Genomic DNA, 16,249 nt, shown 5'->3' with positions numbered 1-16,249 from the left:
GAAAAGGTCTGTGAGGAGGGGCATTTTGGGAAGGAGGAGATTTTAAGGATGAAGGATGAGGGATGAGGGAGAAAGGTAGAAGGTAGATTTTAGATTGGGCAAGTGGGAAGGAAAAAGGCTGAATGATGAGGGATGAAGGAGAATGGTAGAAGGTAGATTTTAGATTGAAGATTGGGTATGGGGGAAGGATGTGGAGCGTCATTGCGAGTCCATAGCATTTTGAAAATGTTCAGAAAATGAATGACATCAAGTTATCAACTAGGCAGCCGTCATCCTGAGTCCCCAACATTTAGTATATGTTCAGAATAGGAATGACATCAAGTTATCCCCTAGGCATCCGTCATCCTGAGGCACGAAGGATCTCCAGCGGTCCTATTTATGTTTAATTTAATCATTTGCGGATCCTCGAGAGACCCATCTCCCAATAGCCATCGGGAGATGGGTGACGGCGGCTCCGGTTCACGTCATTGGTAGGCTCGAAGGATCTCTAGAAGTCCTATTTATGTTTATTTTAGCATTTGAGGATCCTCGAGAGATGCTTCTCCTCGATAGCTATCGGGATCAGCATGACGGCGCTTCGGTTTATGTCATTGGTAGGACTCTTGGTTCTCGCATCTTGACTCCCCGATACTTGAGACAGGCTTTGTCTTCCCGTTACTCAGAGCAGACTTTGATTCTCGCTTCTCCATCTTGGTTCTTGTTTCTTGTTTCTTGGCTCTCGTATCTCGCTTCTCGGTTCTCGCACCTTACTTCTTGGCTCTCGTTTCTTGGCTCTCGTTTCTCGCTTCTCGGTTCTCGCATCTTACTTCTTAGTTCTTGGCTCTTGATTCTTGGCTCTCGTATCTCGCTTCTCGGTTCTCGATTCTCGATTCTTGAACCTTACGTCTCACTTCTCATATCTCACATCTCCCCTTAAAAGAGGTCATCTATTGATCCGAGTCCTTCTCTGATGATTTCAATTTCATCTCCTGTACAATCCAAAATCGTGGAAGCCACATTCTGCCCATATCCCCCATCGATTACTATATCTACAAGGTCCCTGTATTTTTCATATATCAGTTCAGGATCTGTGCTATATTCTATCACATCATCTTCATCCTTGATTGAAGTGGTCAATATCGGTGAACCCAGTTCTTTGACAAGTAATCTTGGAATAGGATGGTCGGGGACACGTATACCTATTGTTTTTTTATTGCTATTGAGTATTTTGGGTACATTGGTATTAGCTTCCAAAATAAAAGTGTAGGGCCCAGGCAACGCTTTTTTCATCACCTTAAATATCGGAGTACTCAAAACCCTTGTGTATTCGGAGATATTGCTCAGGTCATAACATATAAATGAGAAATTATGCTTTTTGGGTTTAATTCCTTTAATCTGAGCGATTCTTTCTACAGCTCTTTGGTTGTGAATGTCACAACCCATACCATAAATCGTATCTGTGGGATAAATGATTACACCACCATCACGGAGTACATCCACAATTTTTTGGATTTTTCTGGGGTCAGGATTTTCCGGATATAATTTAATGAGTTCGGCGGGCATTATAAATGATGATTTTAGATTGTAGAATTCAGATTGTAGATTTTCGTCACTATAGTAATCCGGATTAAATTTAGGCCAGTCCTAATCAAAGGAAAGAGATTTTAGAATTGGGATTTATTTTTGGGAATACCATTGAAGGAAGTTTTGAATAATCGGAATGTCTGCTTCGGCCCAGTCCAATTCAGCAAGATTTTCAAGTTCCCTCCAACAAAAGGTTTTGTGTTCCTTTAGAATTATATTTCCTTTTTTAAAGCAACAAAGAAAGGGAATAAGTTCAATTTTCTTGGTTGGATCATATTGGTGGAAATTACTTTCAAAGGATTCCATCACTTCAATTTCAATATTTAATTCCTCCATGATTTCCCTTTTCAGACACTCCTCAGCGGACTCTTTTTCTTCGATTTTACCGCCTGGAAGCTCCCATTTGAGTGGTAAATCCATTTTCTCACTCCTTTGGGCACAAAAAACTTTACCGGAATCCAATATAATAGCGCAAGTGACTTTAATTAGTTTTACCATTGATTTTGATCTTTGTTAGCCCTGTGAACAAAAATCTCTATTTTTGCCGTTATTCTATAGTTGGGTTTCAAAAATATGTTTGACGACAAAAAAACTAAATATTATCTCGTATTCATAATTACCTTTTCGGTTCTGTTGAGTACCCTCTCCTTTTATTTTTATCAGGCTTTTTACAGTCCAAACGCCCTGATAGACAAAGAAGAACCCCATATGCTCATGCTTCCCAGTAACTCCACCTTTCAAACAGTGGTGGACAGTCTCTATGACACAGGCGTAATCAATGACCTCATTTCCTTCAGTTTTGTATCAAAATTCCTCAATTATCAGGAATCTGTAAAACCGGGTCTTTACACCATTCCTCCTAAAACAAATAACTTCAATTTGGTAAAATTGCTGAGATCTGGAAATCAAACTCCGGTCAGGATCACTTTCAATAACATCAGAACGAAAGAGGACCTTGCAGAAAAAATCACCCGAAATCTGGAAATCAACCCTGATTCATTTTTGGAACTTCTGAGAGATTCCGTAAATATCAGGAAATTTGGTTTTAAAGAAGAAACAATCATGGCCATGTTTATCCCTAATACTTATGAGGTATGGTGGAATACAAGCCCCGAAAATCTTTTTGACAGGATGTATAGGGAATATGAAGGCTTTTGGAATGAAGGACGGAAAGAAAAAGCCCGTTTGATCGGACTGAGTCCTTTACAGGTCTCCACTTTGGCTTCGATAGTTCAGGCAGAAACAATAAAAGCTGACGAAAGGTCAAAGGTTGCCGGAGTCTATATGAACCGTCTTAGAATAAACATGCCTTTACAGGCGGACCCTACGTTGGTGTTTGTCTCAGGTGATTTTGGACTTAAAAGGGTATTGAATATCCATAAGGAAATCGATAGTCCTTACAACACATACAAGTACATGGGTCTTCCTCCCGGTCCGATCAATTTGCCTGAGATTTCTGCACTTGATGCAGTCTTGAATCATGAAGACCATCAATACCTGTATTTTTGTGCCAAGGAAGATTTCTCCGGGTACCATGCATTTGCGACTAACCTTGCACAGCACATGATAAATGCAAGACTTTACCAAGCCGCCCTGAATAAAGCAAAAATATATTGATATGTTCCAAGCAGAAACAAGTATTCGGGTCAGATATGCTGAAACAGACCAAATGGCCTATGTGTATTATGGCAATTACGCCATGTATTTTGAAGTCGCAAGGGTTGAAGCGCTCAGATCTGCTGGATTCTCCTACAAACAGATGGAAGATGATGGCATCATGATGCCGGTATTAGAACTGCACACACAGTTTATCAAACCAGGAAAATATGATGAATTGCTGACCATCAAAACCATCATCCCTGAATTACCCAGTGCTCGTATTAGATTTGAATATGAGGTATTTAATGAATCGGACGAAATCATCACCAAAGGATGGACAACCTTGACTTTTTTGAAAAAAGATAACCATAGACCCTGTAGACCTCCTCAATATTTACTAGATTTATTAAAACCTTTTTACCTATAAAATTCTTCAGTGAAGAAAAGACTGCGTTTATTATCCATCAAGTTTACCCGGCAGGCGAAGCTTCTCAGGAAATTCCATTTTGGAAACCCTGACCAGAACCTTTACGATGTAGGCAAGATTTTTATGGAACAGATGCGTAAGGACGAAATTACGGAAAGAGCAGGTGCCATGGCCTTTAGTTTTACTGTAGCCATGTTTCCTCTGATTCTTTTTTTGCTGAATATGATTCCCTATATAGGTATCTTTTTCTCCAATGTGACTACTCATAATATCCTGTTGTTTATCAAAGAAATTATTCCGGATTCCATTTATTCGGAAGCAGAACCCACCATTATGGATATTGTGAGCAAACCCAGGCAAAGCTTGCTTTCTATAGGTTTCTTCTTAGCACTTTTTCTTTCCACCAATGGGGTGGTTTCCATGATGAATGCCTTCAATGCAGTATACAGAACCAAAGAAAATAGGGATTTCTGGAAAGCGCGGGCCATTGCCGTAAGCATAGTTTTTGTTTTGATTCTTGCCATTTGTGGTGCTGTAGTCATTATGATTTTAGGAAGCAGTATTCTGTACCGGATTTCAGAGTGGGAGATTGTATCGAGCAATCTTTATTACTATATGTTGACCATATTTAGATTTTTGGTGCTATTGATAGTCTTCTTGATTGCCACAGCTTATATATTCAGATTTGCACCTGCTGTACATGATAAATGGAAGTTTTTCTCCACAGGTTCGATTACAGCAGGAAGTCTTATCACACTAGGTTTCTATTTGTTTTCATTCTATTTGAACAATTTTGCAACCTATAATAAACTTTATGGCTCCATTGGAGCAATGATTGCGGTCATGTTATGGTTATTTATTACTTCATTGATTATATTGGTATGTTTTGAGATCAATGTGAGTTTGGACAAAGCCGCTGAAAGAGGGTATGTCTCAAAAACCATCACTGTTGATGTTTCATGATTTTTATCATATAAAAACCAAAAGTTAGTCAACTTTACCATTGCTAATACTGACTAGTTTTGCATTAAATATCAAATCTTTATTTCCATGGAAACCAACAAAAGCATTTTTATAGCTACCGCCCAACCATTCAGCGGAAAATCAATAGTAGCATTGGGGCTCGTAGATATGCTGCTGGCAAAAGCCCAAAAAATCGGATATTTCAAACCCATCATCAATGACAGCCCGGAGGTCAAAAGAGATGCTCATATCGACACACTGATCCAGCATTTCAAATTGCCCATTGAATATGGAAAATCTTACGCCTACACCCGAGACGAAGCCAACCTGTTGGCAGAATCAGGATTTCAGGGCGAAATAATTGATACCATCATCAGTAAATACAAAAGCCTTGAAGCACAGTTTGATTTTACCATCATCGAAGGCAGTGATTTTTTGGGCGAGGGTACGGCATTCGAATTTGATGCCAATGTTACCATCGCCAAAAACCTGGGGACGCCTGTAATTATCGTACTTTCCGGTGACGGGAAAAGTATTCCCCAAATCAGCAACTCCGCTATTGTAACCATCAAAAATTTTCTGCATAGAAAAGTGAAGGTATTGGCCGTGGTAATCAACAAAGCGGATGAATCAGCGATTGATGAGATCAAAAACCTAATAGGTCCACAGTTGCCCAAGGATATTATCCTTTCGGTCATTCCCAAAATCATTGATCTGAAAAGTCCCTCCATGAAAGAAATAAAGGAGCACCTGAATGCCGAGGTGATGTTTGGGGAAGATTATTTATCTAACCGTGCAGATCATTTTATTTTTGGAGCCATGCAGATTTCCAATTTTCTCAAACATATCAAACCGAATGTCCTTATTGTCACTCCTGGTGACCGTGCAGATATAGTGATGGCTTCCCTTCAGGCAAACCTTTCTAAAAATTATCCAAAAATTGCCGGGATAGTTCTTACCGGTGGATTTGATATTTCGGAATCTGTCCTCAAACTAATTGAAGGCTCAGATACTGTAGTTCCCATCTTAAAAGTGGAAGACCAGTCTTTTTACGCAGCCACAAAAGTAGGGAGTATCCATTCCAAAATATCTCCGGACAACACTGAGAAAATCATGATGGCTATCAATACATTCAGAAAATATATTGATGTCCAAGCATTGGAAAAAGAAATTGCCTCTTTCAAGGCTGTTGGAATCACTCCAAGGATGTTCCAGTACCAACTGGTGAACTGGGCAAAAAGCAAGAAAAAGCATATCGTTTTGCCCGAGGGGAAAGATGAAAGAATATTGAAAGCAGCTGATAGACTTGTTAGGCAAGGAATTGTCAACATTACCCTTTTGGGTGATGTCAATGAAATATCAAGAAGCATCAGCAAGTTAGGACTTTGCCTTAACCAAGATGTTTGTCAGATCATCAATCCTCAGGATTCTTTTTATTATGATGAATATGTCAATACCCTTTTTGAACTGAGAAAAGGAAAAAACATGCCATTGGAGGTCGCTCGGGATTTGATGACTGATGTTGCCTATTTCGGTACAATGATGGTTTTCAAAGGACATGCAGACGGCATGGTATCAGGAGCCATTCACACCACCGCCCATACCATTAGACCTGCACTTCAATTTGTAAAAACCAAGCCAGGTATTTCTTTGGTATCTTCCATATTTTTCATGTGTCTCCCTGATAGGGTAATGATTTTTGGAGATTGTGCCATCAATATCAACCCAACAGCCGAAGAACTTGCGGAAATAGCCATTTCCTCGGCTGACACCAGTGTCAAATTCGGAATTGAACCTAGGGTGGCCATGTTGTCCTATTCTTCTGGTGAATCCGGTTCAGGAGAGGATGTGGATAAAGTCCGCAGTGCTACCGAAATTGTAAAACAAAAAAGACCGGATATCAAAGTGGAAGGTCCAATACAATATGATGCAGCAGTGGACCCAATTACAGGAAAACAAAAGATGCCCAATTCGGAAGTGGCAGGCAATGCCTCAGTCCTTATATTCCCTGACCTGAATACTGGAAACAATACCTACAAAGCAGTCCAAAGGGAAACCGGAGCTATGGCCATCGGCCCCATGCTCCAAGGAATGAACAAACCCGTCAACGACCTCAGCCGCGGCTGCACCGTTGATGATATCTTCAATACCGTGGTGATTACGTCAATTCAGGCCCAGGAGTGAATTTGGAAGGAGAAAGGATGAAGGATGAGGGATGAATTTAGAAGGTAGATTTTAGATTTAAGATTTAAGAACGGATAGATACGTTGTTTTGATGGGAGTTGTCTGTTCTTGTTTCTTATCTTCCCGAAAGTCTTCGGAACAAGCTTTATTTCTTGGTTCTTGTTTCTCGGCTCTCGCATCTCGCTTCTCACATCTAAGAAAAAAAAAATGAAAATCCTCGTATTAAATTCCGGAAGTAGTTCTCTGAAGTACCAATTGTTTGAGATGCCGAATGAATCCCCTTTGTGCAGCGGTTTGGTGGATAGGATTGGACAAGAAAATAGTTTGCTGATACATAAAGTGATGCGCGATGGTATCGAAGAAGTCTTCAAAATCCAAGAAACAATCAAAGACCATGAAGAAGGGCTTCTCAAGGTAACCGATCTTTTAATTGACCGGGAGAAAGGAGTGATTTCGAATGTGGAAGAAGTAAAAGCCATTGGCCATCGAGTGGTTCATGGTGGGGAACAATTTTCCTCAACCACATTGATAACACAAGAAGTCAAAAACAAAATCAGAGAATTATTCGCACTGGCACCATTGCATAATCCGCCAAACTATCTGGGAATTACCGTTGCAGAAAGGGTATTTCCAAAAGCAAAACAAATTGCTGTTTTTGATACCGCTTTTCACCAAAGCATGCCTCCCCGCGCCTATCGATATGCTATTCCAAAAGAGCTTTATACTGACATGGGCATCCGTGCATATGGATTCCATGGAACAAGCCATCTGTACGTTTCTAAAAAAGCAAATACGTATTTGGAAAATCCTGACGCCAAAATCATAACCATTCATCTTGGCAATGGCAGTAGCATGACGGCAATCCAAGGTGGAAAATCTATTGACCACAGTATGGGACTTGGACCCATGGGAGGCCTTGTAATGGGTACCAGAAGTGGCGATATTGATCCATCCATAATTTTTCACCTGATCAATGAAAGAGGCTTCGCTGCAAAAGAGGTCAATGACATATTGAACAAAAAAAGTGGTTTATTGGGGCTATGCGGCCTGAGCGATATGCGTGACGTCAAAAAAGCCATGGAGGGAGGCAATGAAGATGCTATCTTAGCTTATGAACTGTATGCTTACAGGATCCAGAAATATATAGGCACCTTTTCTGCTTCGCTCAATGGATTGGATGCCATTGTTTTCACTGCAGGAATCGGGGAAAATGATCCCGATATGCGTGAAGCTGTCTGTAAAGACCTAGCGTTTTTTGGAATTAAAATGGATAAAGTGTCAAACAAAATCAAATCTTCTGATATTAGAGAGATAAACACCAAGGATTCTAAAGTCAAGATATTGGTTATTCCTACCAACGAGGAATTGGAAATCGGCAAACAAACATTTGATTTAATGTTATAGAATCATCAAAAGCAAAATGGATTTTGTGACAGCTAGGGAATATTTCATCGACAACTTCGGTAAAAAGGATCTAATTGAAGTGCTTTTTATCACCGAAAACGGTAGAAGAAATGAGCCGTTGATCGGAATAATTACCCTCAGTGAAGACTTGGAAATGATCATTGACATACTGCGGGGATCGGGTAATATTGAAAGTAAAACCGAAAATCTTAATTGATCCAAAGGATTTATTTATAAAACTGAATTGCAATAACCTCACCAATGAAAAAAAACCCTTGGATGCCAAGGGTTTTTTTGGGAAAAACCAAACAACATTTCGAACTAAAAATCAAAATCCTAGACCCACTGCCATAGCAGTCACATGAATATCAAAGTCTGATATTCTTGTTGCCTGACCAGTACTGAGGTTTATGCTATAAACGCCTGTTTTTTCTCCCACTTTCAACAAGGCAAATGCAGCATTGGAAGAACCTCCTATATCAAAGCCATTCTCATCTTTGAAATCAATGCCCAAATCACCTACAGCTACCAAAACACCATCATTTGGTGGATCTTGCTTGAAAAGCATATTGGTTTTTGAATCAATCACATATAACAAGGTGCTTGTAGCCCTTGCCACATTATTGGTATAGGCCGCACCATTTACCATGGGCATTCCTGGATTCAATTTACCATCCGTTGCCACGACAGTGCCTAAATCTGGATGTAGCCTTAAGTTTTGACCGGAATTACTGACCAATCTGATTCGGTCTACAGTTGGATTAAAATCAAAACCAAAAGTCTCTCCGTCCAAAATAGGTATCAGACCTGACCCTACAGGGCTTACCTGACCATTGGCAGTATTCACTGTCAACAACCTGCTTTTATTGGAGACTGCATATAATGTACCTGTCGCAGGTCTAAAATCAAGTCCAACAATGAATTCTCCACTCATCATTCCTGTTAAATCTACTTTATTCATTATGGGAGCAGTAGGATCAAACCTGAAAAATTCATTGTCGAAATTTGCAGCAAAAGCAACAGGGTTGGTTTTGAAAGCAACACCTATGACAGGTAGATTAAATCTTCCAATATTGGAAGCTCGTCCTGAATTGAGATCAATTGAAAAAAGTCTGGATTGATTTTGGTGTCTTGTAACTGCCAAGGCTGCAGAATTATCTGGGTTGATATCAAAATTGCCGATCCCCATAAAATTTGTACTGAGATTTCCGACTTCTTTTAATCCACCATCATTGGGTGGATCTTGGATAAACAATTTATTGGACGAAAAATCAATGTCGTACAAAACTGTTGAACTCGCCCCTGCCACACTGTTGGTATAAGCAACTGCACCAATCTGAGGATTGCTACCTCCAGAAATATTCCCATCTGTAGCTACCACCGTCCCTAGCTCGGGGTGTAATCTGAGGTTTTGACCACTAGCAGTGACCAAACGAATCCTGTCTACAGTAGGGTTAAAATCTATTGATGCATTTTCCCCATCTATTGCTGGACTAAATGGTCCTGCACCCAAAGCGGTAGCTGCCCCGGATTCTTCATTGATGAAATAGAGGCGACTTGTGGAACCCAATGCATAAAGCTGACCTGTAGCAGGTCTGTAATCAATACTGATAATATCTTCCCCGGAAGGAAGTCCGGTAATGTTCTTCAAACCCATTGGTTCATTCAGCCTACGGGCATTGAACTTAGCAATTCGATTGTCATTAGTGAGTGCAGTAAAAACCACATCGGGTGCCATGGCAGGATTTTCAACTACCGGCATGTTTTCATTTTTTCTTTCGCAGGCAAATAAAATACCTACTGCCAATAAGAGAAAGCCCGCTCTTTTGGCAAAACTGTTGATCATTTTTTTCATAATTGATTATAGATTGGTAAAAGATTTTAAGATTTACGAAGTCATTTCATATTTTGGATTTGGGTCATCAAAAAAAAATATTTCCAAGCGGACCATATTCAAAAAAGGCCATTCTTAAACTGACTTCAACAGTTGAAAAAAGATTTACTGATTCTGGTTAATTCTTCCCTAGATTTGTTCCTGACCCAGAAAATTACCCAATCTAAACCATGAGGATAATCAGCCTTTTAATTCTGTTGTTGATTTGCTGTTCAGAATATTCTTTTTCCCAAAAGATTAATTCCACATACAGACTGAATATTCAAAAAACAGTTGAACCCATCATTATTGACGGGGTAATGGATGAACTGACTTGGGAAAATGCTGATATTGCCACCGACTTTTTTATGATAACCCCCATGGATACAAGCTATTCTCAGGTAAGAACTGACGTCAGGATGGCATATGATGACAAACATATCTACATGATTGTGATCAATTACCATGCAATTGATGGCCCCTATATGGTTGAGTCTTTGAGAAGGGATTTTAATTTTGGGAAAAACGACAATTTCATTTTTTTCATGGATCCATTTGAGGATCAGTTCAACGGATTTTCATTTGGCGCCAATGCAGCAGGTGCCCAATGGGACGGTATCATGTTTGATGGTGGCCGAATTGATCTGAGTTGGGATAATAAATGGGTTTCCAAAGTAAAAAATTACGAGGATAAATGGATTTTTGAAGCAGCCATTCCATTCAAATCTATCCGATACAAACCGGGTATCAAGGAATGGGGAATCAATTTCAGCAGAATGGACTTAAAGACAACCGAGAAATCCGGTTGGGCTCCGGTACCTAGGCAGTTTCCGTCAGCTTCTCTTGCTTACACCGGCGTTTTGGTATGGGATGAACCTCCACCTCATGCAGGTCCAAATATTTCACTGATTCCTTATGGATTGGGAGGGATTTCTCAAAATAGAGCTGCTGGTGAACAGGCGAATTACAGAAGATCATTTGGTTTTGACGCAAAGGTCGGGTTGGGAACAGCCCTGAACCTTGACCTGACGGTCAATCCTGACTTTTCCCAAGTAGAAGTGGACAGGCAGATTACCAACTTGGACAGGTTTGAACTCTTTTTCCCGGAAAGACGACAGTTTTTTCTTGAAAATGGAGACCTCTTTGGCAATTTTGGATATGAAACTGTCAGGCCGTTTTTTTCAAGAAGGATAGGACTTAACGCCCCCATTCATGCAGGTGCTCGTCTCAGTGGCAAAATTAACAAAGACTGGCGTGTCGGGGCGATGACCATGCAGACCGGTGCGGTGGAACAAGATAACCTCGATCCGCAGAACTTTTCTGTTTTTACACTTCAGAGAAGAGTTTTTTCCCGATCTACCTTAGGGGCAATAGTGGTCAACAGACAGGCGGGTTTATTTGCTCCAACCTTGGACAAAGACAAGCCTGCACTCTCAGGTTACGACAGGAATGTCGGTATGGAATTTAACCTTGCTTCTTCCAATAACCTTTGGACAGGGAAAACATTTATCCTTAAATCTTTCAATCCCCTTCAAAAAGGCAACGGCATCGCTTATGCCACTAACCTGCGCTATGTCAGTGGAAATCTATATTGGAACTGGCAGCATGAATATGTTTCTGAAAACTATACCGCAGAGGTTGGGTATGTTCCCCGGACGGGGTTTTATAAAGCCCATCCTTCGATAGGTTACCTGTTTTTTCCCAAAAGCAAGAAAATCCTGAGCCATGGACCTGAGGTGAACGCCAAATGGTTTTTTGACACCAAAATGAACCAAACGGATAATGAAAGCTATGTTTCCTACAAGATGCGGTTCAGAAGCCAAAGCAACCTCGCTGTTTGGGTTGCACATGATTATATTAAATTACTCCAACCCTTTGACCCAACCAATTTCAGTGGTGACACTCTGGCGACAGGGACAGAACATAGGTGGTATTCCTTGGGTAGTGAGTTCACCTCAAAGCCACAAAGTATTTTTACATATGCTATTTCTACACGCATGGGGGGGTACTATGCTGATGGAGAAAGGTACAATGTCAGCGGAGAAGTAGGTTACCGTTTTCAGCCATATTTTAGTTTGGCCCTTTCTGCCAATTACAACGAAATCCATCTTCCTGAGCCTTGGGCCCTTACTTCATTTTGGCTGATCGGTCCAAGATTAGATCTCACGCTAACCAATAACTTTTTTATTACTGCCTTTGCACAATACAACGAACAGATCAATAATATCAACCTCAATACCCGTTTGCAATGGCGCTTCAAACCCGCTTCTGATATATTTTTAGTCTTCACAGATAACTACCTCCCTGCACCCTTTTTGGCCAAAAACAGGTCTGTGGTTTTGAAGTTTACTTATTGGTGGAATATTTGAAATTTTGACTCGAGATGTGAGATTTAAAAAGATTTACAGGAAGGGCATAATATTATATTTTTCATAAGCCGAAAATTCAATTGATTTTCATGAGACAGCCCATTTGCAGCTATTTCAATTGAATATTTGGAAAAAAGCTGAAAATCTAAGGACAATATCTTAATATCTCAATATCTTAGTATTTATATATAGATACTATAAGAATCTTGAATACACTCAAATATTTCAAATTTAAATTTTTAAAACAATGGCCAAATTTTCGGACAGTGCCCTGTTAAAGACAAAATCCCGGGAATCTATATATATGGATTTATTTTCGGGGTATGGACAACCATCCACTACTTCCATACATCTGAAAAATGCCCAAGGGCAAGAGGAGGAACTGATGAGTTTTGATGGAAATGTTGAAAATGCCGAAATCGGAGCCGTGAGGAAACTTAAATACAATAAAATCGAAATCAGAACTATCATCCATGATGTGCACGACAATCCTATTGAGAAAGTTGACATCTCACTTAATGTTAGGGTGTATGATGCTGATTCCAATGAGGTGGAAACCAATTTCTCCATGAAAACATTAGGTATGGGCACCATTTTCTATTCAGATTTCCATGTGACCATTTTGTAAATAAAGTCATGAGGGTTTTAATTATCATTTTATCTGCACTTTTAGCCTTAAAGGCAAATGCCCAAAATGAGGTAGATACGGTTTTAAGGGAAGTAAAGGGAATCAAACTTGACTTATTGAAAACCCCAACAAACCCTTCTTTTCAGCTTATGAACTCCTCTGCAACCGAAATAATTGAGCCGGGAATGACACCTGAATTTTTCACATCCATTCAAAATGCCTCAAACAATTTCACCTCCCTACCAAATAATTTGGCAATCGCCTTCACCCCTTTTTGGTGGGGCAAACAAGCAAAAAACCTGAGTTTCGAAAAGGATTTTTCAGAAACCAATCGGTTAAATTTCGTCAGGACTTTGAATGTTTCGGCAGGCATGCTTAACGGGGTACAACAAGATCAAAGTCTAAGTAGATTTTCACTAGGGTTCCAATCAACACTCTTGAGGGGAAAAGTAGATAGGGTAAAAAAAGATGTTTACTTCAATATGCTTCAATCCATTGGGAACGCATATTTTGAAGACCAAAAGAGGGCACTACAATCAGGTCCGAATTATTTAAAACTTGAAACCGAATCATTTAAAATCCTCGACAGTTTACGGGTATTGAGTACCATAGAACCAAATGATTCGATTAAAGAAGAAACTTTGAACTCCATGATGGATAGTCTGGAGGAAGCCTATGAAAAAATTGACCTTCAGCTTTTAGAGTTAAGGAGGGCTATCAGTGAGAAAATTCAAACCATCGATAGCTCACCTGAATTGGACAGACTTTTCAATTCCATGAACGAAAGACATGGCTTCAAATGGGATATTGGCGGTGGTTTGGCTTTCAACACCGTTGAATTTAATCTGAACAATACCGGAATTTACCGCATTGGCCTTTGGTCAAATTTTGGAGGAAACATTTCCAAACTAAATTCAGGAAACTCCAGAATATCCTTGTTTTTTCTCACCAGATATTTTTACTTCAAGGAGATTTGGTATGAAAGAGAGAACAACTTCGAAATGATTCCAAATCTGCATACCATAGACATGGGAACCAAATTGCAGCTGCATGTTGCCGGAAAGTTCTCACTTGCTGCTGAATCTGTGTTCAGATCAGATATTGCCCAATCCATATTTGAAAATACCCACAAAATCAACGGCATTGCCCAATATCAATTTGGAAAAAATAAAGTGCTATATACCTCCTTTGGAAATGACTTCAATGACAACTCCAACCTCGGTCCTCAAAACCTCATAGTCACCTTCGGTGTCAACCTGGGTTTTGGGGAGGATATAGACTTGAAAGGGCTGATGATAAAATAAACTCAAATGGCTTAGAACGTAATGACTACCCCCTACTTCCCTTTCAACAATTTCCATTTTCCAAATCACAGGAACTTCCATCTTTATTGTCCGTGATTTCTAAGGCGGGGTTGGTTTTTACATGATCCTTCCAGGCTTTTTCAATAGTTTCGACAAATACTTCTTTAGGTTGGGCACCTGAAATACCAAATTTCCTATCCAACACAAAAAAAGGTACCCCTCTTACTCCTATCAATCTCGATTCATAAATATCCTGATCCACTTTATCCAAAAACTCCACAGAATCCAAACAAGCATCAACTCTTTCTTTTTCCAAGCCAACTTCTAAAGCAAGTTGGAGAAGTGTCTCTCTATGATCTATATTTTTTCCTTCCGTGAAATATCCTTTCAAGAGTCTTTCTTTCATGGCATCACCTTTATCAAGGGTTTTTGCCAACTGTAATAACCTATGGGCATTTTTGGCATTGGCGACAACTGTTTTTTCCATATGATAAGAAAGACCTTCCTCCTTAGCCATGTCCACTACTTGTTGGGTAATTTCTTTGGTTTGGGCAAGGCTCCATCCTTTGGTTTCGGACAGATATTCTAAAGTGCTTTTTTGGGGGTCAGTTACCATATCAGGATTGAGTAAAAAGCTTTTCCACTCAATTTGAATTTTGTCAGCAAATTGAAAATCCTTCAATGCAGATTCCAATCTTCATTTTCCGATATAACAAAATGGACACATGATGTCCGACCAAATTTCGATTTTCATATTTCAATAAAATTGACTTATTTCCTAAATCAATTTAATGCCTTGAAGGTTCAATAATAATGAAAATCAAAGAATGTCCATCCTGCGCCATGGATGTAGATAAAAACGCAGAGTTTTGCCCCATTTGTGATTTTCACTTCCCAAAAAGAAATCCAATTTATCAGATAGTTGCATTGCTACTAGCCTTTCTGATGTTGCTGTTTTTTTTCTTGATATAAAAATTATTTTTATCGCCAGTTTTTCCTTTAACGATTCAAATTTTGAAAAATATTTAATAGTCATTTTATTGCAAATTAAACCCCAAAAAATGCAGTAAATTGTTTTAAAGTGTTTTTTTGATAAAATTATTAAACAACATTAAATCAATATGTTAAGAACATTAAATAGTATAAAATTGGTGATAATTACTTTAATAACTTTTCTCAAACCTATAGGATTTTTTTATTACTAATTAATGAAAAAATAACATTTTACGGCATAATTATTGTTTGAATTTTTAGAAAATAAAAACAAATATTCCTTTAAAGCGGGTGAAGAATATTTCTTTTCGATAACAATACCAAAACCCAATGTTTAACGTTTTTAAAACCTTTGGTAAGTCCTATGCTGATAATTCAATATAATACTCCTGAAAATTTACCCAACCAATTGGAAGAAGGTAGTGTCGGTTTGTCTTTTATCCTCAAAGACAACTTTCCTTTGGATAAAAATCCACTCGAAGAAAAAAAACCTATCCTTGTCATGCATGAGGGGACAGTATTGATTAAAAAACTGGAACTGACTGTCAAAGGTCATAATGATAACAGCCGATTCAGCAAAAATCTTGAAATAGAATACAATACCATCAAGAAAGTAGCTTTTGATACAAGAGATGAATCTGAGGATTTCTTCTTGAATATTCCTGAAGGCACTTATGATGCCATTGACTTTAGATTTTTTATGGCAGATTATGAAAAGCAACCTTCAGTATTTTTGGAAGCAACTTATGTGAGTCCGGAAAGCGAAGTCATTCCTGTTATGGTTGAATTATTTGAATCAGACTTGAAATTTGATCTCAAATTTGACACTGTCAATTCTCCCTCTCCTAAGATTTACAATGGTAATTTGAATAATTCTTCGATGGTATTTGTCATTCATGCAGACAGATGGTTTGATGGTTTCAGCATTGATGACTTACAAAA

At 39.1% G+C, this 16,249-nt stretch carries 14 protein-coding genes; 10 read left to right on the top strand and 4 right to left on the bottom strand.

Annotation, left to right across the window (positions count from 1 at the left end; genetic code table 11):
* Positions 1-912: 912 nt before the first annotated feature.
* Both ACEW8U_RS20510 and ACEW8U_RS20505 read right to left on the bottom strand, forming a co-directional pair.
* Positions 913-1,542 (bottom strand): L-threonylcarbamoyladenylate synthase, encoded by a 630-nt coding sequence (locus ACEW8U_RS20510; protein WP_373523919.1) that lies wholly within the window; start codon positions 1,540-1,542, stop codon positions 913-915.
* A gap of 114 nt (positions 1,543-1,656) precedes the next feature.
* Complete coding sequence (locus ACEW8U_RS20505) at positions 1,657-2,061, bottom strand: (deoxy)nucleoside triphosphate pyrophosphohydrolase (RefSeq protein WP_373523918.1); 405 nt, start codon at positions 2,059-2,061, stop codon at positions 1,657-1,659.
* A 75-nt stretch (positions 2,062-2,136) separates the two neighbouring features.
* On the opposite strand from ACEW8U_RS20505, the gene mltG reads away from it, so the two are divergent.
* From mltG to ACEW8U_RS20475, 6 genes are all read left to right on the top strand, one after another.
* Positions 2,137-3,180: an endolytic transglycosylase MltG gene (gene mltG / locus ACEW8U_RS20500; protein WP_373523917.1), complete on the top strand. Its 1,044-nt coding sequence runs from the start codon at positions 2,137-2,139 to the stop codon at positions 3,178-3,180.
* 1 nt (position 3,181) lies between these two features.
* Positions 3,182-3,589, top strand: coding sequence for an acyl-CoA thioesterase (locus ACEW8U_RS20495; RefSeq protein ID WP_373523916.1), 408 nt, complete (start codon positions 3,182-3,184; stop codon positions 3,587-3,589).
* A 9-nt stretch (positions 3,590-3,598) separates the two neighbouring features.
* Positions 3,599-4,552 carry a YihY/virulence factor BrkB family protein gene (locus ACEW8U_RS20490; protein ID WP_373523915.1) on the top strand — a complete coding sequence of 318 codons (954 nt, stop codon included), beginning with the start codon at positions 3,599-3,601 and terminating at the stop codon, positions 4,550-4,552.
* A gap of 87 nt (positions 4,553-4,639) precedes the next feature.
* A complete protein-coding gene (gene pta, locus ACEW8U_RS20485) occupies positions 4,640-6,736 on the top strand; it encodes a phosphate acetyltransferase (protein WP_373523914.1) in 2,097 nt (698 codons plus the stop codon).
* A gap of 207 nt (positions 6,737-6,943) precedes the next feature.
* Positions 6,944-8,140 (top strand): acetate/propionate family kinase, encoded by a 1,197-nt coding sequence (locus ACEW8U_RS20480; RefSeq protein ID WP_373523913.1) that lies wholly within the window; start codon positions 6,944-6,946, stop codon positions 8,138-8,140.
* Positions 8,141-8,156: 16 nt separating this feature from the next.
* On the top strand, positions 8,157-8,357 hold the full coding sequence (locus tag ACEW8U_RS20475) for a hypothetical protein (RefSeq protein WP_373523912.1): 201 nt from the start codon (positions 8,157-8,159) through the stop codon (positions 8,355-8,357).
* Positions 8,358-8,468: 111 nt separating this feature from the next.
* Here the strand turns inward: ACEW8U_RS20475 and ACEW8U_RS20470 are convergent, their stop codons facing one another.
* Positions 8,469-9,995, bottom strand: coding sequence for a DUF4394 domain-containing protein (locus ACEW8U_RS20470; RefSeq protein WP_373523911.1), 1,527 nt, complete (start codon positions 9,993-9,995; stop codon positions 8,469-8,471).
* A gap of 209 nt (positions 9,996-10,204) precedes the next feature.
* On the opposite strand from ACEW8U_RS20470, the gene ACEW8U_RS20465 reads away from it, so the two are divergent.
* The 3 genes from ACEW8U_RS20465 (at position 10,205) to ACEW8U_RS20455 (ending at position 14,314) form a co-directional block, all read left to right on the top strand.
* Positions 10,205-12,382, top strand: a complete 2,178-nt coding sequence (locus ACEW8U_RS20465) for a DUF5916 domain-containing protein (RefSeq protein WP_373523910.1) — start codon at positions 10,205-10,207, stop codon at positions 12,380-12,382.
* A gap of 247 nt (positions 12,383-12,629) precedes the next feature.
* Positions 12,630-13,010 (top strand): hypothetical protein, encoded by a 381-nt coding sequence (locus ACEW8U_RS20460; RefSeq protein ID WP_373523909.1) that lies wholly within the window; start codon positions 12,630-12,632, stop codon positions 13,008-13,010.
* 8 nt (positions 13,011-13,018) lie between these two features.
* Positions 13,019-14,314 carry a hypothetical protein gene (locus ACEW8U_RS20455; RefSeq protein ID WP_373523908.1) on the top strand — a complete coding sequence of 432 codons (1,296 nt, stop codon included), beginning with the start codon at positions 13,019-13,021 and terminating at the stop codon, positions 14,312-14,314.
* Between the two features lie 43 nt (positions 14,315-14,357).
* Here ACEW8U_RS20455 and ACEW8U_RS20450 read toward each other — a convergent pair whose 3' ends face one another.
* Complete coding sequence (locus ACEW8U_RS20450) at positions 14,358-15,008, bottom strand: DsbA family protein (RefSeq protein ID WP_373523907.1); 651 nt, start codon at positions 15,006-15,008, stop codon at positions 14,358-14,360.
* Between the two features lie 663 nt (positions 15,009-15,671).
* On the opposite strand from ACEW8U_RS20450, the gene ACEW8U_RS20445 reads away from it, so the two are divergent.
* Positions 15,672-16,249: hypothetical protein (locus ACEW8U_RS20445; protein WP_373523906.1), on the top strand; the 578-nt coding region annotated here is incomplete at its 3' end.

This window comes from Aquiflexum sp. (assembly GCF_041751335.1).
In the GTDB taxonomy this organism is placed as follows: domain Bacteria; phylum Bacteroidota; class Bacteroidia; order Cytophagales; family Cyclobacteriaceae; genus Aquiflexum.
This window is presented reverse-complemented; position numbering and strand designations above follow the sequence as displayed.